The following is a 26910-nucleotide window of genomic DNA, read 5'->3' on the forward strand; positions in this document are numbered from 1 at the left end:
CCCTCCTAAGGTTCTACATAAAAAACTGTTGGAACCGCTCTTTCTCCTAAAGAATTTGTTGGATTATTTATTACTTCTCCTTCATAATACATAGTAGTTGAAGATCCACCATCTAAATTAGTAGCAGTATACGCATCATATTGAAGCATTATATCTTCTACATCTTTTAGAGTAGCCCCAGGACTTGAAACTGTTCTCCCATCTATAGCTAAAAATAAGATAGCTCCATCTTTCCTTTGTCCTATGGCAGTTCTAGGGGCTATTCCCCATCCTCCATCTCCAGAAACTGTTCCTTTTCCATTAACTATTAAAGGAGGTCCAAAAGTTACTGCTTCTTGTACATTTAATTTTTTTAATTCCTCTAAGCTATGTTTTCCTACAACTAAAGCTCCATCTTTAGTAATTCCTGCTACTTCTCCACTATATTTTTGACTTTGACTACTATTATACTTAATTTCACCTTTATTCATAACTATACCTTGTACATTTCCTCCAGTACCTGTCCACTTAGTTCCTGCAGATTTATCTGTAAATCCTCCTGCATTTATTGCAGCTACTGCATTTTTTCTTCTTCCTATATGACTAGTTAATTCTCCTTGGCGGCCTAGTTTTTCACTATAACCTACTTTAACTCTACTTGGATCATGTATAATAAGAAGATATCCTTTAAATTTGCCTGAACTTATATCATATCTTTCAACAGTATTATCATGTTTATTTTCAAATTTTAATACAGAATTTTTGTCTTGCTTTACAGTTTGAATGGTATTCTCGCTTAGTATTTTTTCTATTTCTTTATCTGATAAAAATATTTTTGCTATATATTGATGACTTAATGTAGTCATAGCTGCCCCTACAATAGTTTGTTTTACTTTTTTAAAAGGACCATAAAACACTATTAAAGGCCCAGTAATGCCTGTAAATATTAGCTCGAAAATAATAAAACATACAATTATTTTATAAGAAATTTTTCTTTTTTTCTTCCTTTTTAGCTTTTTTTCCATTCAAAAAACCTTTCCTTTCTAATTTGTGTACCCTTCAATATTGTACACTATATGAAAAAATATTTAAATAGAAAGGTTTTAAAAATATGATAATTTTTGTTAATTGATCCCTTTATTTTCGACAAATTTATAGAGTATACATTAAAATTAATATAATGTTAATATATACTCCATAAATCACTATATATCTTGTAATTCTCTTTCATTTTTAAAGTTAATATTATACACTTTTACCTTAGATATTATAATCTTTTAGATCCTTCATATGCTAATGGTGATCTTTCACACTCATCATATTTAAGGGTAACCTGATAACATAGCTTACTTCCCTTCATTTTTTCTGAAGCATAACAAAGGCCGTTAGATCTTGAATCTAAAAATGGCTGATCTATTTGATCTGGATCCCCTATTAATATAAGTTTAGTTCCTTTTCCTACTCTTGTTATTATAGCTTTCACTTGTTTAGGGGTAAGATTTTGAGCTTCATCTATTATTACCCAATTTTTAACTATAGATCTTCCTCTTAAATAAGCTACTGCTTCTGCAGTTATTATTCTTCTATCAAATAGTTCCTTTATTTTATCATATAACTCTTTTTCATTTTTGTATCGTTCCTTTTCATCAGAGTCTACTAGTATTTCTAAGTTATCAAATATAGGTCTCATAAAAGGAAATATTTTTTCTTCTTCTGTACCTGGCAAAAATCCTATTTCTTCATCCATAGTTACATTTGGTCTACAAATTAAAAGTTTTCTATATTTGTCTTCTTGATTTTCCATAACTTTATATAAGCCTGTAGCTAATGAAAATAATGTTTTAGCAGTACCAGCTGGACCCTTTATAATAACTAATGGAGCACTTTTAGAACTTGTTAAAAGCGCTTCTAACATAAATCTTTGACCTACATTTCTAGGACTAATTCCTATAGGCTTTACTTCTTTATAATATAATGGCACAACCTTTTCTCCATCAAATCTACCTAAAGCCGTCTGCTTAGGATTCTCAAAACAATGTATTATAACAAATTCATTAACATTTAATTCAACTTTTAGATATTCATCATTTGAATCTGAATAAAAATATAAATCTTCTATATTTATATTTTTATATTTATAAAATTTTGTTAAATTCTCTGAATAGGCATAAACTTCATTTCTACCTGTATATTGACTCTCATATTCTGGAACTACCTTTTCATAAAAATCCTCTACTTTTATATCTATAGTATCAGCTTTTATTCTCTCAAAGGTATCTTTAGTTATCAAACATACCTCTTCTCCTTTTTCTTTTAAACCCTTACAAACTTGTATAATCCTATTATCTGGCTTGCTTTTATCCCAACTAGGAGGTAATTTTGCATCATGATGATTCATTTCTACTCTGACTTTACCGCCACCAGGTAGTTCTACTCCTTCATTTAATTTTCCTTTTTTTCTTAATCCATCTAGTATCCTAGCTGAATACCTTGCATTTGCTCCTAAATCTCCTTTATTTTTTTTAAAAGTATCTAATTCTTCTAAAACCACTTCTGGTATAACTACATCATTATCCTCAAATGAATATATAGCTCCTGGCGAATACAAAATAACATTAGTATCTAATACATAAGTTATCTTCAAACTGATTCCTCCTCTCCCTGTTATTATTAGTATATTCATCAAAAATAATATATTTATTAATTTTATAAAATATTAGTAAAATGATTAATTTTTAAACTAATTATTATGGGAAAAATTCATAATTTTCAAAATAAAAAAAGCACTCAATGCTTTAGCATTGAGTGCTTTTTTGGTAGCCACTAGGGGAGTCGAACCCCTGATTCCACCTTGAGAGGGTGGTGTCTTCACCGCTTGACCAAGTGGCCATAAATATTAACAACAAGGGTAATTATAGTACATTTTACTATATTAGTCAATATTATTATCAAATTTTTTTTATAATATCTATGGCACTATTTTAAATTTTATATAAAAAATTATTTTTTCTAAATTATAGATTTTATATTATAAAAATAAAACTTTTATTTTTTAATAGTTTAAAATTAAAAAATTTATAAATTTACCTTAATTTATAAATAAGGCACATTTAAACAACTACATAACAAATTTATTTTATTTCCTTTATTTTATACTTATAAAAAATATTATATTTCAAATAATAATAATGATAAATTAAAGGAGGTCTTTATAATGATGATGAATCAAAATAATAATATTGGATGTACTGTTACAGAATGTAAACACCACGCTCAAAATAGTAACTATTGCACTCTAAATAAAATAGAAGTAACTAAACACACAAATCAAGCTAATTGCGCTGAATGTACTGATTGTTCAAGTTTTGAGTGTAAATGCTAATATATATTATAAATAATATATATTAAAATTCAAAAATTAAAAATAAAAAGAAGCTATTTTAAAATAAAATTTTAAAATAGCTTCTTTTTATATTTATAAAGCTGCAGCTTTAAAGCCTCCACCTTGACATTCTGTGGCATTTGATACTGATATAACAGCATTTTTATCTAAATCTTCTATTATCTTCTTAGCCTTTACTATTTGCTGAGTTGTCATAACACAATATATTATTCTTTTTTGATCTCCTGTATAAGCACCTTCCCCGTACATAATAGTTCCACCTATACCTAATTTATCAATCAAACTTTCTTTTATTCTAGAATGATTACTTGTTACTACAAATAATATTTTTTTACCTTCTACACCTTCAATAACCTTACTCATAACTTGAGATTTCACAAACATTGAAATTATAGTATAAACTCCTATTTCAAAACTTCCTATAACAACACCAATAGTAACAATTATACAATTTATTATAAAATCTATTGTAGATAATTTTATTCCAAATTTTCTTTTTGCCAATACTGAAAAAATATCTGTACCACCCTGTGATGCTCTATTTTTAAATATTACTCCCATACCTGCTCCACTTAAAACTCCACCGCATATACAAGATAAAAGTACATCATCCATTAAATAAAACTGAGTAATATTTTTTGTTAACAATAGGAAAGTTGACATACTTATCATTCCTATAAAACTAAACACACCAAAATCTAAATCTACACTTTTAATAGCTATTAAAAATATTGGTATATTTATTAGTAATACAAAATATCCTGACTGAAGTCCTGTTATATATTGAAGCATTATAGCAATACCAGCTACTCCTCCACTCAACAATTTATGAGGAATAAGGAACATGTTTACTCCTATAGCATAAGTTAAACTTCCCATTAATACTAATACTAATCTTTTTAAATTTTCTTTTTGAAAAATCATGACGCCCTCCAAAACTTAGCAACATAAAAGTTACTTTAAATTTAAGAATACTTGTTTTACATTTGAAATACATTTAAACTTTTTTAAATTAATTTAATGGAAATTTCATTGGTTAACTACCCACTATCAAACATTAATATTCCTCCATAGTTACAATTAAATTTATTTTAAGCAAGAAGTACTGTTAAATTCATTTTTGCAACTTTGCTTTCATTTCTTTCAATATGGAACATATTTTTTAATTATTTCATAAATTAATCTCTTTATATACTGATATAATGAATGAAATCCTTCTTTTCAATTAATATATAAGTATTATATGCCAGTGTCAACACTTGATAACATATCTTTTTTTTCTATATTATCAATGTAACATTATAATCAATTATAATTAACTATGTAATAATGAAATTTTTATTTCATTTATTATTTAATATAAATCCTGCAAAATTTATATAGATTTAAATTTTTATTATTTGTACAGCTATCCTAAAATTTTATTCTATAGTTTGTACATCATAAAAAAGAAAACTAAAAATAAATAGAACTATCAATAAATATATTTGAATTAAACACAATACTATCTTTCTTTATTCTGTATTGTGCAAATATACTTTACAGATAGTTCATTTTATATACAGCTGTATAAACAGTAAATGATACTTAATCATATTACCGTTGGCTCTAATATAGTTATAGTAGCAGCATTAGTATCAATACTAAGATTACATCCTATAGGCACACCTGCTTTATAATATCCATGGCCGCTTTGTAAATTAGTTATTGTAGGTTTTCCTAAAGGCAATACAAATTCATTTAATAAATCATTATAAGTTTTCCCATAAGCTTCTATACATCCACTACACTGACCCATAATTATTCCTATACACTGATCAAATTTACCTGCCAATTTTAAGTGATTCATATACCTATAGACAGTATTTATAGGTTCATGTATTTCCTCTAAAAATAGTATTTTACCTTCAGTATCTATTTCATATTCAGTACCTAAATTATCTACAAAAGAAGCTAAATTTCCTCCAACTACAATTCCTGATACGGTTCCCATATTATTACCGTATAAAGGTATATTTTTAGGATTTTTTAAAGGCCTTGGGGCGTTAACTCCAGAAGTTAATGAAAAAAACTGATCATAGTTATATTTTGGGGTGTTCGGTCTAAAATCTATAAGTAATAAACTATGGTATGTCATTAAATTCGACAGCTTATATATGACATTTAAAAGTATAGTAATATCACTATACCCTGTTAATATTTTAGGATTTTGCCTTATTATATCGTAATCTAAGTAAGGCAATACACCAGCTACTCCTACCCCTCCTCTAGTGGGAATTATGGCTTTCACATCTTTATTTTCAAACATATCCATTAAATCTTCTGCTCTATCTTCATCGCTACTAGCTAAATATCCATCATATGAATAAACATGTTTACCAACAACAACATTAAACCCCATATTTTTAAGCATTTCTATTCCAGTATCAATGGAAGTTTTATTTAAAGGACTACCTAAAGTTACTATTCCTATAGTATCTCCTGGAAGTAGTCTATTTGGTTTTATAGCCATTTGAATCTCCTTAATAAAATTACTCCTTAATAATAATAATATGTTACAAAATAAATTTTGTAACATATTATTAAAGCTTATAGATTAAATCCAAATATATACCAAGGTCCTATCCCAATTTCTAACCCTTTTTTATTTTGTTCTAACAAAAATTCTTTAGCTTTATCTTTATTAACCAAAATAACTTCTATATCCTCTGATGGCTCTAAATTTTGTTTTGGATTTTTATTTTCATACTTTTCTTCATCTATTTCTACTTTTACAAGTCTTGTAGAATCTGTTAAAAGTGCTGGATTACTTTTTATCTCTGGACTAACATCTGTAACCTCACCTACATATCCTGTCTCTTCTAAAAGTTCTCTTTTAGCTTCTTCCTTTATATCGGAAGCTTCTACTAATCCTGCAGGAAATCCTATAACATAGTTATCTATAGCTGCTCTATATTGTTTTATAAATATATATCTTTGTGAAGGAACAAGTTTTGCTACTATTACAACAGTTTTAGTAGTATTTGTTCTTTCTATCATTTCCCATTTTAATTTTTCTCCATCATCATTTACATACTCTATTTCTTTTAAACTTAACCATTTAGCCTTATACAAATTTTTTTCTGAAAGTTTCTTCATATTTAATATACCTCCACATATTTAATTTAACTATATTCTATTCTTGTTTTACTTCCCCCTTCTCCTGGCATTGCAGGCTCTAATATTAATTTTACAGGCACTCTATCTTTTAGCTCTTCTACATGACTTATAATTCCTATACTTAATTTATCTGTATGAATTTTTTCTAATGAATTCATAACAATATCTAAAAGATCGTTATCCAAACTTCCAAATCCTTCATCTAAAAAGAAAAACTCTAAAGGAGAATTACCTTTAAGTTGAATTTGAGAAGAAAGAGCTAATGCTAATGCTAAAGAAGTTAAAAATGTTTCTCCACCGGATAAAGTATTAGTAGGTCTTACTGCTCCACCACTAAAATCATCTCTTATTGTAAAATTACTACTAGAATCAAGTTCTAAAGCATATCTTCCTCTTGTTATATCCTTAAGACGCTTTGATGCTTCAAATGCAATATACTTTAATTGACTTGTGGCTACAAACTCTACAAATTTATTTCCTTGAACCAATTTATCTATATCCTCTAATAAACTCTTTTTATGTTCTATATTTTTCTTTTTTTCTAATAAATCTCCAAACTCTTTTAATTTAAGTTTCATATTTTTTATACTTTCTTCTTGCACTGCAACTTTCTTAACTATCTCATTAAATTCTTCCTCTGTATTTTCTTTTTCTTTTAACAATTCTTCCCACTGTTTTTTTTCAATATGATTACCATTTAATTTTCTATTAATTATTTTTATATTAGTGTTTTCGTTGTTTAGTTTATTTTCAAAATCAGCAATATCTTTTTCAATATCTATTATACACTCTTCTTTTAAATAAGCATTCTCTACCTCATCTATAGATGAAAATTTATTATTTTTCAAACTCTTTTTAAGTTTTTCTCTTTGAATTAAAATATTTTCCTCAAAATTTAATTTATTTTGTTTTTTTATTATTTCTTTTTCTTTTAAACATTCTTTTTCCTTTGTTTTCTTTGATAACTTTAACTTTAAATTTTCCTCATTAGATTTTATAAATTTTATTTTTTCTTTTATATCTAATAAATAACTCTCTAACTTACCTTCTATATTTTCTCCTATAAGTTTCTTTATTTCTTTTTCTTCTTTGTCTATTATATTCTTTTTTTCTTTTCCAACTTCAACAATTTTAGCTTTTGTTATTTCCAATTTATTTTTTCTATCTATAATATGTTGATTCTTCAATTTATATTTTTCTAATTGTTCTCTTATTTTTTTACATTGATTTTGAAAATTAATTATTTTCTTTTCATTAATTTTTATCTCTTTCAATTCTATTTCTGGATTTTCAATATTTTTGTCATTTTTTATTTTGTTAAAAGAATTATTTTTTTCTTTTAGCAAAACTTTATAATTATCCCTATCTTTTATTAATGAATTTAATATTTCTTTTTCTTTAAGTAATCTTTCCGTGCAGGTTATTTCTTCTTTGTCTATTTTATTTTTTTCTTCTTTTAATTTATCTTTTCTTTCTTCCATATGAGATTTAGATTTTTCAAAATCACTTATACTCTTTTGAACTTTACTAAACTTTTTTATACTGTCATTTTTATTTTTTTCTAATAAATCTATATTATATTCTTTCAATTCTTCATTTATATTTTTTAATTTATCATTAATTATATCTTCTTCTTTTTCAAAAGAAACTAACTTTATATTTAAACTGTTTTGGTTTTCTCTTAAACTTTCTAATTCTAACTCCAATTCTTTTACAATAGATTTAATTTTTCCTAACTTTTCTATATCAATTTTAGAAGCTAAATTAACATGATTTGTTGATCCACAAACAGGACAAGGATTATTTTCTTTTAAATTAGAAGCTAAAATAGAAGCCATGCTTTCCTTCTCTAAGTCTTCTAGGTTATTTTTTAAACTACATAACTTCTCATTTTTATCTTTAATATCTTTAGATATATTGAGAAATTTTTCTTTTATAGGCTTCTTTTTAATTAATACTAAATTTAAATTTTTTTCATTTTTATTTTTTTCTAAAAGAATTTTATTATAATAATTTATTTTTTCTTCTAAAGTATTTATATTTTTTTGTATATCTAATAAAATGGAACTATCTCCTGGTTTTTTACTATTTAAATCATTTTCTTCATTACTTAATTTAAAAATATTTTTTTCTAATTTTTTTTGTTTTTCTAAAATATTATTATATTTATTTTTATTATTAGAAATTATAGAATTTTTATCTTTTATCTTTACATTTAAAGTATTAATATTATCATTTATATCATCAATTTCTCTTTTTAAATTTAATAACTCTTGTATACTATCTCTAAGTTCATAATCTATAGCCAAATTCCCAATTTCATTTTCTTTTTCTTTTAAATTTTTATCTAACTCTTCTATACCATCAATAAATTTTATTGAATCATTTTCTAATTTTTCTACTTCTTTTTTTACTTTAGTATATTTAATTTTTAACTTTTCTCTTTCTTTTTTAATACCAGCTATACTTTCTTTTTTTTCTATAGCTTGTTTTGTATTATTTTCTTTTTCTATAAGAGTTGGTATTAATTCTTCTTTATCTATAAAAGCTTTATTATACTCTTTTTCAATTTCACTAACTTTTAAAACTATATCATCCATCAAACTTTGTATTTTATCTAATTCTTCTTTATTTACTTTAATATTATTTTCTGTTTTTTTAACATCATCTACATAAGGTTTAACAATCAAAGCATTTCTAGCTTTTAAAGCTATATTTCTTTTATTATCAATATCATTTTTACTATTTTCTAGCTCTTTTAATATAGCCAAATGATTATTTAAATCTTTTTGTAAATTCCATACATCTTTATACTTATCATATCTACATTTAATATCTTTATTTTTTATTTTTAATGCATCATACTCTTTTTTTATCTCTTCTAAATCTTCTTCTAACTCCTTTAAGCTATCTTTTGATATTCCTTCATATTGCTCTAATTTTCCAGACAATAATGTCATAGAACTTAATTCTTTGTTTTTTGCTTTTCTTATTTTATCTAATAATTTTTTACCAAAATCCTCTAATCCAAAAATTCTCTCAAGCATATCTCTTCTAGCTTTTCCACTAAGTTTTAAAAACTCACTAAATTTTCCTTGAGGAAGAACTACAGAACGAGTAAAATCTTGAGAGGTAAGTCCTATAATATTTTCTATATTCTTTTGTATATCTCTTGCTTTATCTGCTACTACAGTTTCTAAGTCTCCATCTTTTTTTACTAACCTAGAAGCTTTAGTTTTATATCTTCCATTTTTATCTCTTTTTATAGTTCTATCTACTATAAAATCTTGTCTTTTATTTTCTACTCCTATTTCAAATTCATAGCTAATATTTAAACTATCTGTAGAAATATTTATAAATTCTGAACTATCTCTAGCAATATTACCGTATAAAGCCATTGTAATAGCATCTAATATTGTAGACTTCCCACTACCTGTAGGACCAAATATTCCAAATAGCCCTCTCTCTGTTAATCTTTCAAAGTCTATAGTTTGTTTTTCTAAAAAACTATTCAACCCCTTAATTTGTAACTTTTTAGGCTTCATCTTCTTCCTCCTTTTGAGCTATACTCAAAAATAAATCAAGTAATTCTCCTGTAGGCTCTACCCCTCTCTCATTTACATAGAATTCTTCAAATAATTCTTTCATAGATTTTTCTTTTATATCTTCAAATTCCTCTTCATTATCTTTACTTTCTATATCTGGCACAATCTCTACAATATCTTTTTTTATTTCTTTTAATTTTTTTATTTCTTCTTGAGTTATATACTTATCAGTTTTAATTTTAAGATAAACCCACATATCCCTATCTTTATTCTCTTCACATTTTTCTATTGCCTCTTCTATTCCATTACATTTCCAGATTTCTATAGGTTTATAATTATTAAAGTAAACATCTTGTATTTTAGCTTCAGATTTAGGGGAAATATCAATTATTTTACAACCTTTACTATATCCTATTTCACTTTTGCTATAGGGTATTGGGGATCCTGTATAAAAAGCGTTATCACAATTTTTAACTTTTTGCATTTTATGTAAATGTCCTAATGCTATATATTGAGCATTAGAAGGTAGTGCTTTTGTATCTACTGCAAGACTACCTCCAAGTTGTATTGGTCTTTCAGAATCACTCTCTTCTGATCCATTAACAAATATATGTGATACCATTAAATTTACAGTATCATCTTTATATTTTTTAGATAACTTATTTAATATTTCACCTATTCTGTCTGAATAATTTTTTCTTCTTTTCTCATCATTTTCAATATCATCATATATAATTTCATCTAATCTTTTCTCACTAGGATAGGGCATGGTTATTATTACTGCTTTTTCTTTTCTTATTTCTAATTCTAGATATCCTACTCCAGAATCTATAATTTTAAAATTACTAAAATTCCCTTTAGGAACAATGCTGTTTAAAGTACCTATAATTAAAATCCCATCATCATAAGCTAAAGAATTTGCTGCTACTAATCTCTGTGGATTATCATGATTTCCAGCTATTATAAGTACAACCCTTTCTCCATTTCCTGAAAGTTTTTTTATACAATTATAAAACATTTTTTCCGCTCTTGCAGGAGGATTGCTATTATCATAAATATCTCCCGCTATTATAACTAAATCTACTTTATTTTCTTCTACTATATGTATGAAATCATCTATAAATTTTTCTTGTTCATCCATTCTTGTAAATCCTTCTAAATTTTTACCTAAATGCCAATCAGAAGTGTGTAATATTCTCATTTCATCACCCTTTGCAAAGTATATTTTATCTATTAGATCTATTAAAATAAATAATAGGTCAAAGATCTAGGAATATTTATCTTTTAAAAATTTTTACCATATTTAAAATTGTAATTTTAATATATAAAATATACTAATTTTCTTTTATTATAAAAAAATATATATATAAGACTCTAATTGTAGTACTAATTTTATATATAATAACTATATAACATTATATAACAATTAATATTAAGTAGCTAATATCACTATAAAAAATAGCCCTTCCATACGGAAAGGCTTTAGGGAGAGAATTTTATATATACTAACTATTTATAAGTTAATTTCATTAATAAATCATAAATTTATATGCTATTAAAAAATATTTTGCTTAACTAATAAATCATAAATTTAAAAGTTTTCTATATTTTTATTTATAACATAAAATACTTTATCTTGTTCATCTTTTTTTAATTTTAGCTTTATAGTATTAAATCTTCTAAAAAAATCTATATCTTCTTTACCCTTTATTATAAGTGTACTTTTTAATCTTTCGTGCCAACCACAAGATTGTATATCTTCCCATTTTTTAAAATTACCTTCTATAAAAATTCCATTTTCCATTATTTCAAATCTTTCAGCACCATTATAAAATATTACTATAGCAACAAATACTTCTATTATTTCATATGCACTATTATTCATAAGAGAGCATATTAGTATTGATACTCCCATAAATATCATAATCTTTTTTTCTAATCCTCTTCTAATATTAACAACAACTCTACCGCCTATTTTACTCTTATACCATAAATTAATTAATGTAAGAACACACCAAGCTAAAAAAGTTATAAAAGCTAATATTAATAATATAATTTTAAAAAGATTCATGCCCAAACCTCCTTATGACATTTTTACCACAAACAAAATTAATAAAATTCTTTTGTTCCTTGTATTTTAAACTAATTCTATTAATGTAATTAATTTCCTTTTTATGTAAATTCATTATTGTAATTTTTAACTTTATTAATATTATCCCAATTATGTTATATTTTATATAATACCTCTAAGTAAATTTTATTTATTTACATATTTACACAACCTTTTTATTACTATAAAATATATTTTTCATATATAAATTAACAACTTTTAAAACTTTATGTCTATTTTAATTATCAATTTTTGTAATAAAATTTTGTACGAAAATTTAATATATTTAGTTCTAAAAAAATATATTAAGCATATTAAGATATATTAAACACTTGAAAATAAAAAATAAATCAAAAATAAAAGAAGCTATCTCAAAATAACTAAAAAATTTATTTTGAGAATTAGCCTCTTTTCATATTTTCATAAATTAAATTTTTATTTTTTTTACCAGCCGCCTGAAGATCCGCCTCCGCCAGAAGAACCTCCTCCGAAGCCTCCAAATCCACCGCCTCCGGAAGATCCTCCGCCAAAGCCTCCGAATCCTCCACCACCTCCAAAGTGGTCATCATCATCATTTCTTCTATGTCTACCAAATAAACTATTAAAAAAGATTATATTCAATAAAAATCTACTAACTCTACCTCTATTAAATATAAGATCTAGCATAAAAAGTCCTAATCCTATATATAGTGGTATTGGTGAACTTTTAGATTGTTTATTATTTGTATTTGGAAGGTTAACTTTCTCATTTTTATTTAACGTTACATTATATTCTTTTGCTACTTCATCTGCAAATACAGAATATGATTTTTTTATACCTTCACTATAATTTCCTTTTTTAAATAAAGGAGTTAATACACTATCCATAACTCTAGCCGAATATATATCAGTAATTCTACCTTCAAGTCCTTTGCCTACTTCTATTCTCCATTTTTTATCTTTCATAGAAATAAGCATCATTAATCCATTATTTTTATCTTTTTTACCTATTCCCCATTCTCTAAATAACTTATTAGAATAAGATTCTAAATTTTGTCCTTCTAAAGAATTTATAACTACCACTGTAACTTCTGCTGTAGTTTTTTCTTCTAATTCCTTTCCTACAGATACTATAAATTCTTTTGTTTCACTATCAATTGCACCTACATAATCATTAACATATTTTAAATTAGTAGGTTTTGGAAAACTATTTTCTGCTCTAACAGTAAAGCAATTTAAAAAGGATGAAAATATAAAAACAATAAACAGGATAGAAAATCTTTTTAAAAATTTTTTCATATTGATCTACCTACTTTGAAAAATCTACTTTTGGAACTTTTTTAGCAGCTTCATCCGCTTTAAAATAAGTTTTAGTTTCAAATCTAAATATTGAAGCAACTATAGAATTTGGAAATTTCTTTATAGATGTATTATAACTATTTACCTCTTTATTATAATCCTGTCTTGCTATTGCTATTCTATTTTCTGTACCCTCTAAAGCTACAGATAAATCTCTAAAGTTTTGATTAGATTTTAAATTTGGATATCTTTCTACTACAACTAATAATCTTGAAAGTGCAGAAGACAACTGATTATTAGCATCTGATTTTTGTGAAATATTTTGTGCTCCTGCAAGTTTAGATCTAGCATTAGCAATATCTGTATAAATTTCTTTTTCTTGTTTTGCATATCCCTTAACAGTTTCTACTAAATTTCCTATTAAGTCAGATCTTCTTTGAAGATTTGTATCAATATTTGATTCTGCTTGAGTAACTGTTTGATCCAAAGATACCAATTTATTATAAGTACCTATTAAAGGTAAAAATAATAGCAATATAACACCTATAACTATTATTGTATTTCTTAATCCTTTTTTCATATAAGCTCCCTCCAAACAAATTTTTTACAAATAATATTATTTTTTAATTTCCTTTATACTCTCTCCTATTATTTTTATTCCTTTTTTTATGTCTTCTATACTTAATCTTGAAATTCCAAGTCTAAAGGAGTTATCTCCTTTATTATCTACATAAAATATATCTCCTGGAGTAAATACAACTCCTTTTTTATAGCACCTATCTAATACATCCCTAGATTTTATATCTTTTAATTTTATGAATATATGAAGACCACCTTCTCCTAATATATCTTCAGCTTCAATATATTCTCTTGCATATTTAAGTGCTATTTCATATTTATTTTTATATATTTTTCTAGCTTTTTTTATATATTTCTCAAAATTGCCTTCTTTTAAATATTGGTACAATATAGCCTGATCTAAAAATGAAGTATGAATGTTTTTACTTCTTTTTACACTTTCTAAGTAATTTATAAGGTCACTATCTCCTAATATCCAACCAATCCTAATTCCTGGGAAAAGTATCTTTGAAAAGCTACCTAAATAAACTATTCCATTACTTTTACCTGCAAGTGCAGCTATTGGAGATACATGATCTCCAGAATATCTTAATTCCTCATTAAACCCATCCTCTATTATAGGTATATTATGTGATTTTAATATATTATATACTTCTATTCTTTTCTTTGGAGACATAACAATACCTGTAGGATTATGGTAAGAAGGTATAAGATACATAAGCTTTATGTTTTGATTATCTTCTAAAACTTTTTTAAGGCTATCAATATTAACTCCATCTTTATCTAAATCAATGCCAATTGGATTAATACCGTGAAGCTTCATTATTTTTATAGCAGTATTATGAGTTGGATTTTCACATAAAATTTTATCACCCTTATTTACTAAGCAATCTAAAATTATATCAAAAGCTTCTGTAAATCCATTTGTTATTAGTATCTTTTTATTAGAAGTATCTATACCTTTATTTTTCATATAATCAATTAAATATTCTATTAAATACTTATAGCCTATAGCATATCCATAATTTAATATTTTTTCTCTTTCCAAAGACATTATATTTAAAAAAGATTTTTTAAATTCTTCTACGTCAAATAAATTTTCATCAGGAGATATACTTTTAAAAGATATCATTCCTTTTTTCCAAGGAACTTCATGCTTTATTATATCTAGTTTTTCAGCAGACTTACCATAATCATTTATAAGTCTATCCCATTTTATATTCCAGTTATCTTTTTTCAAATTTATACTTACATCGCATACAAAAGCCCCCTTTCCTCTTTTTGTATATATAAGACCTTCATCTTGAAGATACTCATATGCATATATAATTGTATTTCTACTAACCTTTAACATATTAGATAGCTCTCTTGTTGAAGGTAATTTTTCTTCTTTTCTTATCATCCCATTTAATATCATAGATTTTATGTAATTCCCTATTTGTATATAAACAGGGGAGTTTTTGTCCAGTTTTATATCAAATAACATTAAATCACCTCTCTTTAATTTTCACATAAATAAAAAACTAGTGCAATAAAAAAAGATTCTCTAATTTTTTAGAGAATCCTTTCAAAGTTATATATCTATATATTTTTACATAAAAATTATCTTTCTACTTTTAAAGAATCTTGTATCATAACATCTAATAAATCTGAAAAAGACATATTCACTGCATTTGCACTCTTAGGAAATAAACTATTTTTAGTCATTCCTGGTAATGTATTTAATTCTAGTACATAAGGAATAGAATCTTTAACTATCATATCTACTCTAACATAAACATCACATTTTAATACTTTCCAGCAACCTAATGCCATTTTTTCTACTTGTTTATGAAGTTTTTCCTCTAAATCTACTATAACTTCTTCTGAACTTCCATCATATTTACATTTTAAATCAAAGAACTCTCCATTAGGTTTTATAGCTATAACTGGAAGCATCTTTTCATTTAACATACAACAAGTTATTTCTTCGCCTTTTATATATTGTTCTATCATAACTTCTTTATCATATTTTAATGCTAACTCTACAGCTTCTTTTAAACCTTCTTTTGATTTTATTAAATTAGTAGCTACACTAGAACCTCCACTATTAGGTTTAACAAAAACTGGATAGCCCATTTTTTCTACTGCTTCATAATCTATTTCATCTATTTTAGTTACATTAATCCAATCTGCTGTATTAATATCTGCACTTTTAAGCATTCTTTTTGTAACATCTTTATCCATACAAATACCACTTGTTAATGGTCCACATCCTGAATAAGGTATGTCTAAAGTTTGAAGGACTGATTGCACTTCTCCATCTTCCCCAAATTTCCCATGAAGAGCTATAAAAGCAAAATCTAAACCTTTTGATTTTTCTACAATATCTTCTTTTTTATCTATAACTACAGGAACTACATCATATTTATCAGAATCTATATATTTCATTATCTCTTTACCTGAATTTAAAGATATTTCTCTTTCTGAAGATATACCTCCCATTACTACTCCTATTTTCATATATACTCCTCCAATACTCTCTGGTATTTAATTACCCTCTTAATTCATTTTATACATTTATAAAATATAATAAAGTACCACTACTAAACTTTTTTTGTACAAATGTGGTTTAAATTCATATTTCATATAAATCTTAAAATATTGAAAATGTTATCTTTTAAGTATACAATATAATTGTAAAATTAAATACCTTTGTTACGGGGGTGCCTATTTGGCTGAGAAGAGCATAAGTTCTAACCCTTTGAACCTGATACCAGATAATACTGGCGAAGGGAAGTAGTATAATATCTACATATTATATATAATAAAACCATGCTGCTTTTCTTACAAGTGGCATTTTTTTATTAAAAATAACAAGATTTAATTTAAGATATAAACTAAAATTCAAACTTAATCATAAACTAGGAGGTACTTAATATGAAAAATGTTTTAACAATAGCTGGATCAGATAGCTCAGGTGGTGCAGGTATACAAGCGGATTTAAAAACTATGAGCGCGTTAGGCGTATTTGGTATGAGTGTAATAACTGCAGTAACAGCTCAAAATACTTTAGGAGTGGTTGATGTACAAGACATTGATAAAAAAATTGTAGAAGCTCAAATAAAATGTATTTTTGATGATATAAATGTAGATGCAGTAAAAATAGGAATGGTTTCAAACAGTGAAATAATTGAAACTATAACAAACCTACTTAAAGAATACAAAGCTAAAAATATAGTTGTAGACCCTGTTATGATATCCAAAAGTGGCTACTTTTTATTAAAACCTGAAGCTGTAGAAAAAATAAAAGAACTTATTTCTATAGCTGATGTAGTAACCCCTAATATTCCAGAAGCAGAAACATTAACTGATATGAAAATAAAAGATGAAGAAGATATGAAAAAAGCTGCCTTAGAAATATCTAAGATGGGACCAAAATATGTTCTTATAAAAGGCGGTCACAGATGTAATGATGCTAATGATATTTTATATACTGGAAAAGATTTTATAAAAATAGAAGGTAGTAGAATCCAAACAAAAAATACTCATGGAACAGGATGTACACTTTCTTCATCTATAGCTTCATATTTAGCAAAAAATCACAGTATTGAAACTGCTGTTAAAAAATCAAAAGATTATATTACAAAAGCTATAGAAAATTCTTTTTCAATAGGAAAAGGCGTTGGCCCTGTAGGTCATTTAGTTGAACTTTATAAAGAAGCTGGTGTAGATTTTGAATAACTCAAATAAAATAAAAAATCCATCTATGTTTTTACTTTGGATTGGAGCATCTATCTCTATAGCAGAAATATATACAGGCTCTGTTATAGCCCCTTTAGGTATTTCTAAAGGACTTTTAGCTATAATACTTGGACACATATTAGGAACATTATTATTGTCTTTTGGTGGATATATATCATTTTCTAATAAATGTACTGCTATGGAATCAATACATAATTCCCTAGGTTCTTTAGGTGCAAAAATAGTCTCTATTATAAATGTAATGCAACTTCTTGGTTGGTCTGCCATAATGATAATTCAAGGAGGACGAGCTATTGGCCCTATTTTATCTATATCTTACAAAACATCCCTACTGATTGTTTCTGTAATAGTTATAATATGGTCTTACTCATTTTTTAATTATTCTAAAAAAGTTAATGATATTTGTGTTATTTCATTAATAATTTTATGTATATTTATGTTTTCTAAAATAGATTTATCTAAATCTATAGAGCTTAGGGGAAACTTAAATTTCACTACAGCTTTAGAACTTTCAATTGCAATGCCTGTTTCTTGGTTACCTGTAATTGGTGATTTTACTAAGAATGGAACTAGTAAAAAAGGAGTGCTTTTTTCTAGCTTTTTAGGTTACTTTATAGGCAGTACTGCAATGTTTATGTTTGGTTTTTTTGTAACCATATTTACTGGAAAAGATATTGTTGAATTTATATCTTCCATTGGAATACTAGGTGGTTTAGTTATACTTCTTTCAACTGTAACTACAACCTTTATAGATATATACTCTGCAGTTATTTCTTCCAAACAAATATTTGAAATTAAAACTGAAAATAAATATATAATTCTTTATTCTATATTAGCTTCGATTGTAGCTTTCATATTTCCTATGGAAAACTATGAAAATTTTCTCTTAATTATAGGAAGCGTATTCGTTCCAGTTTATAGTGTAGTATTTTTAAATTATTTATTAAGAAAAGTTAAATCTCCAAAATTTCATACTATAGGAATAATTTCAGCTTTAATAGGAATAGGCTTATTTAACTATTTCAATAAAATTTCTTTTGGAATACCAACTTTGCTAACTATTCTATGTATATCAATTATATATATAAGTTTAATAAAAATATTTAATATAAGAGGTGTAAAAAATGGACAAGCAAGTATTTAATGTGTTAAAAGAAGTTCAAGAAAAAACCCCTTTAGTTCATGCTATAACTAATTATGTAACAATAAATGACTGTGCTAATATTCTTTTATCTTTTGGTGCATCCCCTGCTATGTGTGAAGCTTATGATGAAGTATATGATTTTGTTAAACTATCTTCTGCTTTATATATAAATTTAGGTACACTAACTAAAGAACAAGAAACTGCTGCTGTTTTAGCTAGCACATCTGCTAAAAATAACAACGTTCCTGTAGTATTAGATCCCGTTGGCTGTCCTGCTATGAAAAGAAAAGTAGAAGTTATAAACAGAATAAAAGAAGTGGGAAGAATAGACGTAATAAAAGGTAATATAGGAGAAATTAAATTCTTAGCCGGAATGAATTCAGAAACTCGTGGAGTAGACTCTTTAGATAATGGAGAGGACGCTCTAGAAGCCTGCCAAAAACTTGCTAAAGATTTTAACTGCACCGTTGCAGCTACTGGAGAAAAAGATTATATCTCTAATGGTACTAAAAACTGTATTATCGAAAATGGCAGTGAATTACTTACTAAAGTAACAGGCGCCGGTTGTATGCTTGGAGCTTTATGTTCTGCTACTTGTGGAGCGTTTGAAGATAAATTTGTAGCTACCGTTTCTGCTATATTATCTATGAACATAGCAGGAGAAAAAGCTTATAAAACTGCTAAACTTCCTGGAAGTTTTAAGGTAGCTTTAATAGATAGTATATATACTTTATCTGATGAAGAAATTTGGAAAGAAGGTAATGTAACATGGAAATAGATTATAGTCTTTATTTAGTAACAGACAGAAGATTTTTAAAAGGAAGAAGCTTAAAAAAAGTAGTAGAAGATTCAATTTTAGGCGGAGTAACAATGGTTCAAGTTAGAGAAAAAGATGTATCCACAAGAAAATTTTTTAATATAGCAAAAGAAGTTCAAGAAGTTACTGATTATTATAAAATTCCTCTAATTATAAACGATAGAATTGACATTGCTCAGGCTCTTGATACTACTGGAGTACATCTAGGTCAAAGTGATATGGAACTTAGCATAGCAAGAAAAATATTAGGAAAAAACAAAATAATAGGAATATCTGCAGGTTCTATAAAAGAAGCTATAGATGCTCAAAATGGAGGAGCTGACTATTTAGGAATAGGAGCTATTTTCCCTACTGGAAGTAAAAAAGATGTATCTAGTATTTTAAGATTAGATGGATTAAAAGAAATACAAAATAATGTAACTATTCCTTCTGTAGCTATTGGCGGTATAAATAAATCTAATTTTAAAGATGTTTTATCCACAGGTGTTAATGGAATTTCAGTTATTTCTGCTATTTTAGGGGAAGATGACATAAAAACCGCTTCTAAAAATCTTCTTTTAAAATAATTAAGGGATATAAAAATTTTATTAAGATGTTATTATAAGTTATAACTATAACCATTTAAAAATCCCACATACAACTGTGGGATTTTTATGATTATATTTTATTATAATGAAATTTCTCTATTTTTAACCCTATTAATTAAATCTTCTACTTTATCTTTAATTAAATCTCTAGTTTTTCTAAACTCTTCTATTGTTCCTCCAGAAGGATCAGTAAGTCCCCAATCTTCCATATGCTTATTAGGAATATATGGACAAACTACATTACACCCCATAGTTATTAAAATATCTAATTCACTTGGAATATCTTCTAATAATTTAGGTTTATGAGAGGTCATGTCTATTCCTTCTTCTTCCATAACTTCAACTGCTAATGGTTTTACTTTATCATACTTTTCAGTTCCTGCTGAGTAAACTTCAAAAATATCACTGCCTAATTTTTTTAAATATCCCTCTGCCATCTGACTTCTACATGAATTATGAACACATACAAAAGCAACTTTATATTTCATTTTAATTCCTCCTAGTTATATAACTTATAGACTAAACACACAATATATATTAAAATTTACTTTTAACAACTTAAATGTTAAATAACTTATTATCTTAATGGTTTATTTATATATAATTTTTAAAACCATTTTCTAGTTTTATTTGCTATTTTAACTAAGGTAAGCATTACAGGAACTTCAACTAATACTCCTACTACTGTTGCTAATGCTGCTCCTGATTTTAAACCAAATAATGAAATAGCTACTGCAACTGCAAGTTCAAAGAAATTACTTGCTCCAATCATAGCTGCTGGAGCTGCAATATTATGCTTAAGTTTCCAAACCTTTGACCAAAAATATGCTATAAAGAAAATTAAAAATGTCTGTACTATTAAAGGAATAGCTATAAGTATAATGTGAAATGGATTATTTAAAATAATTTCTCCTTGAAATGAAAATATAATGATTAATGTCAAAAGTAATCCTAAAATAGTGGTATTATCAAATTTTTTCAAAAATACTTTTTCAAAATATTCTATGCCTTTATTTTTAACTATATATTTTCTTGATAAATATCCTCCTAATAGTGGTATTACAACAAATAATATTACAGATAAAATTAAAGTATCATAAGGAACTACAACATTACTTACTCCTAATAAAAAAGCAACTATTGGGGTAAAAGCAAATAAAAGTATTAAATCATTAACTGCTACTTGAACTAAAGTATAGGCTGGATTTCCTTTTGTAAGATGACTCCATACAAACACCATTGCTGTACAAGGTGCTGCACCTAAAAGTACTGCACCGGCTAAATATTCATTAGCTAGATTAGAATCAATTAATCCCTTAAAAACTACTTTTAAAAAGAAAGCAGCTATAATATACATAGTAAATGGCTTTATAAGCCAATTTATTACACAAGTAACTGTAAGTCCTTTAGGATTCTTAGTAGCTTTTACCATACTAGAAAAATCAATTTTAAGCATCATTGGATATATCATAAGCCAAATAAGGATTGCTACTGGAATAGATACTTTTGAATATTCAAATCTACTTAAAGTTTCAGGTATTACAGGTACGTATTTTCCAATTAAAACTCCAACTACTATACATAATGTAACCCATACTGTTAAGTAACGTCCAAATATACCCATCTCATCTGAAGTTTTTACTTCTTCTTTTCTTTTGTTCATTTTAAATCCTCCTTATATAAGTCACATTTAAATAAATAATCTATTTTATTAAATTCAAGACTTGGTCTTTGTTTTCTTTAATACATTTACAATTTAATTCATGTTTTTTATATCTCAAGTATCTTTCTGAATCCCTTTTAAAAATAGATTTTCTAGAAAAACTATTCTGTAAATATTTTATAAGCTCTATATTATTTTTCTTAAATTCATCACTTACTTTATAATGTACCCATTGAGCATCCTTTGATGAATCTATAACTCCAGAGCCTTTAAGTTTTACAAGATGTCTAGAAGCATTAGATTGTGTCATTTCAAGTATAACCTCAATTTCACAAACACAAAGTTCATCATTCATAAGTAAATTTACCATTCTAAGCCTGTTTTCATCACTTAATGCTTTAAAAAGTTCTACCATTTAAATCACCTCTTATATTACTATATTTGATTATACTCATATACTATCATTTATATATTTATTTTGTCAATATAAAATATTACTATATTAAATGTAATAAATACTACTTTATAAATATACTTACCTTTCTTTTTTAAATTTATTTACTTAAAATATAAAACTTTTATAGTGTAGATACACAATTTATATATATTAAAATACTATACATTACTATTTTTTCAAAAAATCGCCTTACTTTGACAATAATAAAACAATGTTTTGAATAATTAATTATATAATTCATTCATTTATTAGTTTTTTTAATACAAGTATTATTTAAATAATAAAAAGAGAGCATATTTATCATATACTCTCTTTAAAACTAAATATTTTCTTTTAAGATAATGTAAAGTATAATTTATTTTTTTGCAACTATTATTTTTAATGAAGGATAGGTATCAAATATATATGGTTTTGATACTTTTACTTTAAATCCCATGTCACAAAGTAATTTTTTGTGCTCTATAGTATGCCTAAAATCTGATAAAACAAGTGTACCATCTTTTTTAACAACTCTTGCCATTTCACATATAGCTTTTATTCTTTCATCTTTATCATGTATATTATGAATACATAAATTAGATAAAACTACATCAAAAGATTCATCTTTAAAAGATAGCGCAGAAGCATTTTGAGTTTTAATCTTTATTTTATCTTCTACTCCCTCTATCTTCATATTTTTATTAATATAAAACTTAGTGTTATCTAATATATCTCCTTTACCTTTCCATATATCAATTCCTATAAGCTTACCTGTAGTAAGTTTTTTAGCAGCTTTTATAGCAACTAATCCTCTACCAATTCCAACATCTAATACCTTTTCATTACCTTTCCAGTCTACAGAATCTACAATTCTATCTCTATGCTTAAATTTTCCCCATATAACATAGTTAATCATTCTAAGGCCATTTAATACTCCTATAACCCCTACTACTAAAAATATATACCCAATTGCTATTGATTCAGTATATTTAAATAAAAACATAGATACTAATAAACATAACAGACCTATAGAAAAAGAATTAATTATTACCTTTGTTTTATTAACACCATAATAAGGTTTAGTGTAATTTTTCATCATATGTCATACCTCCGTTCTTTTTTTGAATACAACAATCTATTTCCTTGTAAAATTAATTATTAATTTTATTTATATAATAAAAGATTGATAAATTTTTATTAAACTACTCTATACTATAAGTATACTATAGTTTATGCATTTTACAAAGTTTTGAATAAAATTTTAATTTTATTACTTTACAAATTTAGCATAGTAAAGTATAATACTACTATAGATAAAAAGGGGGCTTTAAATTATGAAAAAAAGAATTATTTCTGTTCTTATATTAACTTTCTCATTAATATTTTTATTAACCGGTTGTGGTAAAAAAGATTCTAAATCTGATACTTCTTTAGAAGACATAAAATCTAAAGGTAAATTTATAGTAGGATTAGATGATAGTTTTCCTCCTATGGGATTTAAAGACGACAAAGGAAATATCGTAGGATTTGATATAGATTTAGCTAAAGAAGTTGGGAAAAAATTAGGTGTAAAAGTAGAATTTAAACCTGTAGACTGGGACGGCGTAGTATTAAGCTTAAAAAATAAAGATATTGATGTTATATGGAACGGATTAACTATAACTGATAAAAGAAAAGAACAAATAGGATTTTCAACTCCATACCTTCAAAATAAGCAAATAGTAGTTGTTAGAAAAGATTCTAACATTAAAAAGAAAGCTGACTTAAAAGATAAAACTGTTGGTGTTCAATTAGGAAGTAGTAGTGAAACCGCTCTAACAGATGCAAAAGATATATCTGCTTCACTAAAAGAAATGAAAAAATACTCTAACAATACAGAAGCACTTATGGATCTTCAGGCTAAGCGTCTAGAAGCCGTTGTAGTTGATGAAGTTGTTGGAAGATATTATATAAGTAAAAAACCAGACCTATATAAAGTTTTAGATGAAGACTTTGGTAGAGAATCTTATGGAATAGGAATAAGAAAAGAAGATAAATCTTTTAAAGAAGCTATAGATAAAGAATTAGATGCTCTTAAAAAAGATGGAACTTATGATAAAATTTCAAAAAAATGGTTTGGTGAAACTATAAAACAAAAATAGATTATACTAGGAAGTGATTTAAATGGTTAATTTCTCAGATGTTACAATATTTATACTTAAAGGAAGCGTTATATCTTTAAAATTATTTTTCATAACTATGATTTTTTCTATACCACTAGGTATGTTAATAGCTATGGGGAAAATTTCAAAATCAAAAATTCTTAAAATTATTCTTGGTGCATATACATGGATATTTAGAGGAACTCCTCTTATGCTACAATTATTCTTTGCTTATTTTGGACTACCAGTAATAGGTATAAGATTAAGTCCACTAACTGCAGCTTCTATAACATTTATAATAAACTATAGCGCCTATCTAGCTGAAATATTTAGAGGTGGTATAGAATCTATAGACAAAGGTCAATATGAAGCTTCTAAAGTTATAGGACTAAACCACTTTCAAACTATGTTTAAAGTTATAATTCCTCAAGCTGTAAGAAATGTAGTTCCTGCTGTATGTAATGAGAATATAAACCTTATTAAAGATTCCGCTTTGGTAGCAGCTATTGGTATAGGGGATATGCTAAGAGCAGCAAAAGAAATTGTAACAAGAGAATTTACAATCACTCCTTTCTTTATAGCAGCCTTATTGTATTTGTTAATGACTGCAGTAATAGTTATTGCATTTAGACAACTAGAAAAAAAACTTTGTGTTTATTAAATAAAAAGGACTTTTAGATTTTTCATCTAAAAGTCCTTTTTACTTATTTTATATATCCATTAAACCATCCCAGAAATCTACACGCCATTTACCATCTTCATAAATTAATCTAGCTTTATATCTCATACTACATTCCTCTGATGAATCTCTAATTTTCATAACTAAATCTACCTTATTTTTAGAAATTGATTTGTTTATAATTTTAGCATTTAATATATCTGGATTATAATCACCTAATTGGCCAACTTTTTTACAATATTGACCATTTATTTTTTTTACTTCAAGTATACTCATGAATCTATTAATAGCACTCTTTGTATAATATTTATTTAAATAAGAAAATAACTTTTCCTTACTATTAAATTTATCTTCAAATTTTTCATAATACTTATCTCCAATATGCATTGAAGGCATTGTTCCATTAGTTTCTACTACTGGGTATGCTAGTTTATTAGCATTATATATAAGCTTCAATGCTTCACTATCATTTAAGTATCTAATACCTTCTGAAATACTATTATAAGCTATATCTGAAACTACAAAAGTACCACCTAAAGCTATTACATCTTTATATTTATTATGATTAGCTTTCACTGAAGACATTACTGATTCATCAACAGAATCTCCTACTAAAATTAATGGTGATTTAGTTAATGATGCTAATGCACTTCCACATAATGCGTCTGGATAATCTTTACCTGAAGCAACATAAACTTTGCCATAATTGAATTTGTCAGAAAAATAATTTAATATCTTTGAATTTGTAGAATATCTATTTTTTCCTCCAAGTCTTACACTATTATTTAACTTTGAAGCAACTTTATCACTTACAACTCCAGTTGATCCAACTACATAGTTTTCAGTAAATGTTTTATTTGATAAAAAATCTTTATTTACTTTAGGTAATTCATTTTTTTTAGTAAATAATATTGCCATTTCCCTTTGGGCTGCAACTGGTGCTATTGATAAAGCATCTGCGAAACCATAAGCATTAGTTACTACTACTCCTTTTAAATTTTTTAGATTTTTAGCAACTTCTATAGATGTTTCGAATCTATCTTTTCCATATATTCTTTTAGTTTCAATGCCCATCTTTTCTATTTCTCTTTTTACACTATTATCTATAACTCCAGTTGCTCCAATAATAAATACTTTCTTTACTTTAAGTCTTGATAATTGTTCTTTACTTTCCTTATTTAAAGTATTTTTATTAGTTAAAAGTATGGGCGCCTTATATTGTTTAGCTAAAGGACTAGCACACAACGCATCTGCAAAGCCTTGTCCACTTGCTATTACTGCATACTTTGATTCTGACCACCCTTTCTCTACAATTTTAGAATTAGTTTCATATCTATTATTTCCACATAACCTTTCTTGTGATGTTTCTGCTTTTACAACATTAGATGTAAAAAACATAGCACAGCATAAAGCTAGGACAAAAGTAATACTTATTAATTTTTTTCTCATATTCTCCTCTGTACCTCCTATATTTTTATATATTATAATGATTATATTTATTAAAAAATAATAATTTAGATATCTTTATAAATTAAAAAATAATCTATATTAAATAATTTTTATAATTATGATATAAGGTACTATTTTTCATTATACAAATATATGATTCAAAAACTTTTTTAGAACTAAAATCAACTAAAAATCTT

The 26910-nt window shown here is 25.9% G+C and carries 24 protein-coding genes, 1 tRNA gene and 1 riboswitch; of the genes, 7 read left to right on the top strand and 18 right to left on the bottom strand.

All coding sequences use genetic code 11. From position 1 onward, the window contains the following. Nucleotides 1-5 precede the first annotated feature (5 nt). The 3 genes from ABDZ71_RS09310 to ABDZ71_RS09320 form a co-directional block, all read right to left on the bottom strand. Complete coding sequence (locus ABDZ71_RS09310; protein WP_343761006.1) at nt 6-1004, bottom strand: phosphodiester glycosidase family protein; 999 nt, start codon at nt 1002-1004, stop codon at nt 6-8. Nucleotides 1005-1246: 242 nt separating this feature from the next. Further along, complete coding sequence (locus ABDZ71_RS09315; RefSeq protein ID WP_343761007.1) at nt 1247-2623, bottom strand: PhoH family protein; 1377 nt, start codon at nt 2621-2623, stop codon at nt 1247-1249. A 170-nt stretch (nt 2624-2793) separates the two neighbouring features. Continuing rightward, nucleotides 2794-2868: transfer RNA gene (locus ABDZ71_RS09320), tRNA-Glu, on the bottom strand. Between the two features lie 331 nt (nt 2869-3199). Here ABDZ71_RS09320 and ABDZ71_RS09325 point away from each other — a divergent pair. Beyond that, nucleotides 3200-3361 carry a DUF1540 domain-containing protein gene (locus ABDZ71_RS09325; RefSeq protein WP_343761109.1) on the top strand — a complete coding sequence of 54 codons (162 nt, stop codon included), beginning with the start codon at nt 3200-3202 and terminating at the stop codon, nt 3359-3361. Nucleotides 3362-3454: 93 nt separating this feature from the next. Here ABDZ71_RS09325 and ABDZ71_RS09330 read toward each other — a convergent pair whose 3' ends face one another. From ABDZ71_RS09330 to ABDZ71_RS09375, 10 genes are all read right to left on the bottom strand, one after another. Next, nucleotides 3455-4306 carry a YitT family protein gene (locus ABDZ71_RS09330; protein WP_343761009.1) on the bottom strand — a complete coding sequence of 284 codons (852 nt, stop codon included), beginning with the start codon at nt 4304-4306 and terminating at the stop codon, nt 3455-3457. Between the two features lie 667 nt (nt 4307-4973). After that, entirely contained in the window at nt 4974-5894 is a 921-nt protein-coding gene (locus tag ABDZ71_RS09335) for a S66 peptidase family protein (protein ID WP_343761011.1), read from the bottom strand. A gap of 77 nt (nt 5895-5971) precedes the next feature. After that, nucleotides 5972-6520 carry an NUDIX domain-containing protein gene (locus tag ABDZ71_RS09340; RefSeq protein ID WP_343761013.1) on the bottom strand — a complete coding sequence of 183 codons (549 nt, stop codon included), beginning with the start codon at nt 6518-6520 and terminating at the stop codon, nt 5972-5974. Between the two features lie 26 nt (nt 6521-6546). After that, nucleotides 6547-10086 carry an AAA family ATPase gene (locus ABDZ71_RS09345; RefSeq protein WP_343761015.1) on the bottom strand — a complete coding sequence of 1180 codons (3540 nt, stop codon included), beginning with the start codon at nt 10084-10086 and terminating at the stop codon, nt 6547-6549. After that, nucleotides 10076-11287: an exonuclease SbcCD subunit D gene (locus ABDZ71_RS09350; RefSeq protein WP_343761017.1), complete on the bottom strand. Its 1212-nt coding sequence runs from the start codon at nt 11285-11287 to the stop codon at nt 10076-10078. Before ABDZ71_RS09350 ends, ABDZ71_RS09345 begins: the two co-directional genes overlap by 11 nt. A 390-nt stretch (nt 11288-11677) precedes the next feature. Then, nucleotides 11678-12157: a DUF5673 domain-containing protein gene (locus ABDZ71_RS09355; protein ID WP_343761019.1), complete on the bottom strand. Its 480-nt coding sequence runs from the start codon at nt 12155-12157 to the stop codon at nt 11678-11680. A gap of 483 nt (nt 12158-12640) precedes the next feature. Next, nucleotides 12641-13474, bottom strand: coding sequence for a TPM domain-containing protein (locus ABDZ71_RS09360; protein ID WP_343761021.1), 834 nt, complete (start codon nt 13472-13474; stop codon nt 12641-12643). 10 nt (nt 13475-13484) lie between these two features. Then, nucleotides 13485-14054: a LemA family protein gene (locus tag ABDZ71_RS09365; RefSeq protein WP_343761023.1), complete on the bottom strand. Its 570-nt coding sequence runs from the start codon at nt 14052-14054 to the stop codon at nt 13485-13487. Nucleotides 14055-14090: 36 nt separating this feature from the next. Continuing rightward, nucleotides 14091-15539 (bottom strand): MocR-like pyridoxine biosynthesis transcription factor PdxR, encoded by a 1449-nt coding sequence (gene pdxR / locus ABDZ71_RS09370; RefSeq protein ID WP_343761025.1) that lies wholly within the window; start codon nt 15537-15539, stop codon nt 14091-14093. A gap of 116 nt (nt 15540-15655) precedes the next feature. After that, the gene (locus ABDZ71_RS09375; protein ID WP_343761026.1) at nt 15656-16555 is read right to left on the bottom strand and encodes a D-alanine--D-alanine ligase; all 900 of its coding nucleotides are present in this window, start codon (nt 16553-16555) and stop codon (nt 15656-15658) included. Between the two features lie 189 nt (nt 16556-16744). Further along, a riboswitch (TPP riboswitch) is annotated at nt 16745-16848 on the top strand. A 124-nt stretch (nt 16849-16972) separates the two neighbouring features. Here ABDZ71_RS09375 and thiD point away from each other — a divergent pair. Genes thiD through thiE form a run of 4 tightly spaced genes read left to right on the top strand, consistent with a single transcriptional unit; the run spans nt 16973 to nt 20324 of the window. Beyond that, entirely contained in the window at nt 16973-17776 is an 804-nt protein-coding gene (gene thiD, locus ABDZ71_RS09380; RefSeq protein ID WP_343761027.1) for a bifunctional hydroxymethylpyrimidine kinase/phosphomethylpyrimidine kinase, read from the top strand. Continuing rightward, a complete protein-coding gene (gene cytX / locus ABDZ71_RS09385) occupies nt 17769-18941 on the top strand; it encodes a putative hydroxymethylpyrimidine transporter CytX (RefSeq protein ID WP_343761028.1) in 1173 nt (390 codons plus the stop codon). The genes thiD and cytX overlap by 8 nt, the downstream gene beginning before the upstream one ends. Next, nucleotides 18922-19719, top strand: coding sequence for a hydroxyethylthiazole kinase (gene thiM / locus ABDZ71_RS09390; protein ID WP_343761029.1), 798 nt, complete (start codon nt 18922-18924; stop codon nt 19717-19719). Before cytX ends, thiM begins: the two co-directional genes overlap by 20 nt. Further along, nucleotides 19710-20324, top strand: coding sequence for a thiamine phosphate synthase (gene thiE, locus ABDZ71_RS09395; RefSeq protein ID WP_343761031.1), 615 nt, complete (start codon nt 19710-19712; stop codon nt 20322-20324). The genes thiM and thiE overlap by 10 nt, the downstream gene beginning before the upstream one ends. A 101-nt stretch (nt 20325-20425) precedes the next feature. On the opposite strand, the gene ABDZ71_RS09400 is transcribed toward thiE, so the two are convergent. The 4 genes from ABDZ71_RS09400 to ABDZ71_RS09415 form a co-directional block, all read right to left on the bottom strand. Beyond that, nucleotides 20426-20833 (bottom strand): arsenate reductase ArsC, encoded by a 408-nt coding sequence (locus ABDZ71_RS09400; RefSeq protein ID WP_343761033.1) that lies wholly within the window; start codon nt 20831-20833, stop codon nt 20426-20428. A gap of 119 nt (nt 20834-20952) precedes the next feature. After that, complete coding sequence (gene arsB / locus ABDZ71_RS09405; protein WP_343761034.1) at nt 20953-22008, bottom strand: ACR3 family arsenite efflux transporter; 1056 nt, start codon at nt 22006-22008, stop codon at nt 20953-20955. Nucleotides 22009-22048: 40 nt separating this feature from the next. Continuing rightward, nucleotides 22049-22423, bottom strand: coding sequence for an ArsR/SmtB family transcription factor (locus ABDZ71_RS09410; protein WP_343761036.1), 375 nt, complete (start codon nt 22421-22423; stop codon nt 22049-22051). A gap of 397 nt (nt 22424-22820) precedes the next feature. Then, a complete protein-coding gene (locus ABDZ71_RS09415; protein WP_343761038.1) occupies nt 22821-23543 on the bottom strand; it encodes a class I SAM-dependent methyltransferase in 723 nt (240 codons plus the stop codon). A gap of 235 nt (nt 23544-23778) precedes the next feature. Here ABDZ71_RS09415 and ABDZ71_RS09420 point away from each other — a divergent pair, with 235 nt between their 5' ends. Together ABDZ71_RS09420 and ABDZ71_RS09425 are read left to right on the top strand one after the other, a co-directional pair. Beyond that, on the top strand, nt 23779-24585 hold the full coding sequence (locus ABDZ71_RS09420) for an amino acid ABC transporter substrate-binding protein (RefSeq protein ID WP_343761040.1): 807 nt from the start codon (nt 23779-23781) through the stop codon (nt 24583-24585). A 22-nt stretch (nt 24586-24607) separates the two neighbouring features. Beyond that, nucleotides 24608-25246 carry an amino acid ABC transporter permease gene (locus ABDZ71_RS09425; RefSeq protein WP_343761042.1) on the top strand — a complete coding sequence of 213 codons (639 nt, stop codon included), beginning with the start codon at nt 24608-24610 and terminating at the stop codon, nt 25244-25246. Nucleotides 25247-25294: 48 nt separating this feature from the next. Here ABDZ71_RS09425 and ABDZ71_RS09430 read toward each other — a convergent pair whose 3' ends face one another. Continuing rightward, nucleotides 25295-26713: a cell wall-binding repeat-containing protein gene (locus ABDZ71_RS09430; protein WP_343761044.1), complete on the bottom strand. Its 1419-nt coding sequence runs from the start codon at nt 26711-26713 to the stop codon at nt 25295-25297. Nucleotides 26714-26910 lie beyond the last annotated feature (197 nt).

It is taken from the genome of Clostridium oceanicum, assembly GCF_039521385.1.
Lineage (GTDB): Bacteria > Bacillota > Clostridia > Clostridiales > Clostridiaceae > Clostridium_F > Clostridium_F oceanicum.

Excerpts from the sequence above, each read along its gene's own strand:
- ABDZ71_RS09310 (WP_343761006.1), bottom strand. The coding sequence starts at position 1,004 with ATGGAAAAAAAGCTAAAAAGGAAGAAAAAAAGAAAAATTTCTTATAAA.
- ABDZ71_RS09325 (WP_343761109.1), top strand. The coding sequence starts at position 3,200 with ATGAATCAAAATAATAATATTGGATGTACTGTTACAGAATGTAAACAC.
- ABDZ71_RS09330 (WP_343761009.1), bottom strand. The coding sequence starts at position 4,306 with ATGATTTTTCAAAAAGAAAATTTAAAAAGATTAGTATTAGTATTAATG.
- ABDZ71_RS09335 (WP_343761011.1), bottom strand. The coding sequence starts at position 5,894 with ATGGCTATAAAACCAAATAGACTACTTCCAGGAGATACTATAGGAATA.
- ABDZ71_RS09340 (WP_343761013.1), bottom strand. The coding sequence starts at position 6,520 with ATGAAGAAACTTTCAGAAAAAAATTTGTATAAGGCTAAATGGTTAAGT.
- ABDZ71_RS09345 (WP_343761015.1), bottom strand. The coding sequence starts at position 10,086 with ATGAAGCCTAAAAAGTTACAAATTAAGGGGTTGAATAGTTTTTTAGAA.
- ABDZ71_RS09350 (WP_343761017.1), bottom strand. The coding sequence starts at position 11,287 with ATGAGAATATTACACACTTCTGATTGGCATTTAGGTAAAAATTTAGAA.
- ABDZ71_RS09355 (WP_343761019.1), bottom strand. The coding sequence starts at position 12,157 with ATGAATCTTTTTAAAATTATATTATTAATATTAGCTTTTATAACTTTT.
- ABDZ71_RS09360 (WP_343761021.1), bottom strand. The coding sequence starts at position 13,474 with ATGAAAAAATTTTTAAAAAGATTTTCTATCCTGTTTATTGTTTTTATA.
- ABDZ71_RS09365 (WP_343761023.1), bottom strand. The coding sequence starts at position 14,054 with ATGAAAAAAGGATTAAGAAATACAATAATAGTTATAGGTGTTATATTG.
- pdxR (WP_343761025.1), bottom strand. The coding sequence starts at position 15,539 with ATGTTATTTGATATAAAACTGGACAAAAACTCCCCTGTTTATATACAA.
- ABDZ71_RS09375 (WP_343761026.1), bottom strand. The coding sequence starts at position 16,555 with ATGAAAATAGGAGTAGTAATGGGAGGTATATCTTCAGAAAGAGAAATA.
- thiD (WP_343761027.1), top strand. The coding sequence starts at position 16,973 with ATGAAAAATGTTTTAACAATAGCTGGATCAGATAGCTCAGGTGGTGCA.
- thiM (WP_343761029.1), top strand. The coding sequence starts at position 18,922 with ATGGACAAGCAAGTATTTAATGTGTTAAAAGAAGTTCAAGAAAAAACC.
- thiE (WP_343761031.1), top strand. The coding sequence starts at position 19,710 with ATGGAAATAGATTATAGTCTTTATTTAGTAACAGACAGAAGATTTTTA.
- ABDZ71_RS09400 (WP_343761033.1), bottom strand. The coding sequence starts at position 20,833 with ATGAAATATAAAGTTGCTTTTGTATGTGTTCATAATTCATGTAGAAGT.
- arsB (WP_343761034.1), bottom strand. The coding sequence starts at position 22,008 with ATGAACAAAAGAAAAGAAGAAGTAAAAACTTCAGATGAGATGGGTATA.
- ABDZ71_RS09410 (WP_343761036.1), bottom strand. The coding sequence starts at position 22,423 with ATGGTAGAACTTTTTAAAGCATTAAGTGATGAAAACAGGCTTAGAATG.
- ABDZ71_RS09415 (WP_343761038.1), bottom strand. The coding sequence starts at position 23,543 with ATGATGAAAAATTACACTAAACCTTATTATGGTGTTAATAAAACAAAG.
- ABDZ71_RS09420 (WP_343761040.1), top strand. The coding sequence starts at position 23,779 with ATGAAAAAAAGAATTATTTCTGTTCTTATATTAACTTTCTCATTAATA.
- ABDZ71_RS09425 (WP_343761042.1), top strand. The coding sequence starts at position 24,608 with ATGGTTAATTTCTCAGATGTTACAATATTTATACTTAAAGGAAGCGTT.
- ABDZ71_RS09430 (WP_343761044.1), bottom strand. The coding sequence starts at position 26,713 with ATGAGAAAAAAATTAATAAGTATTACTTTTGTCCTAGCTTTATGCTGT.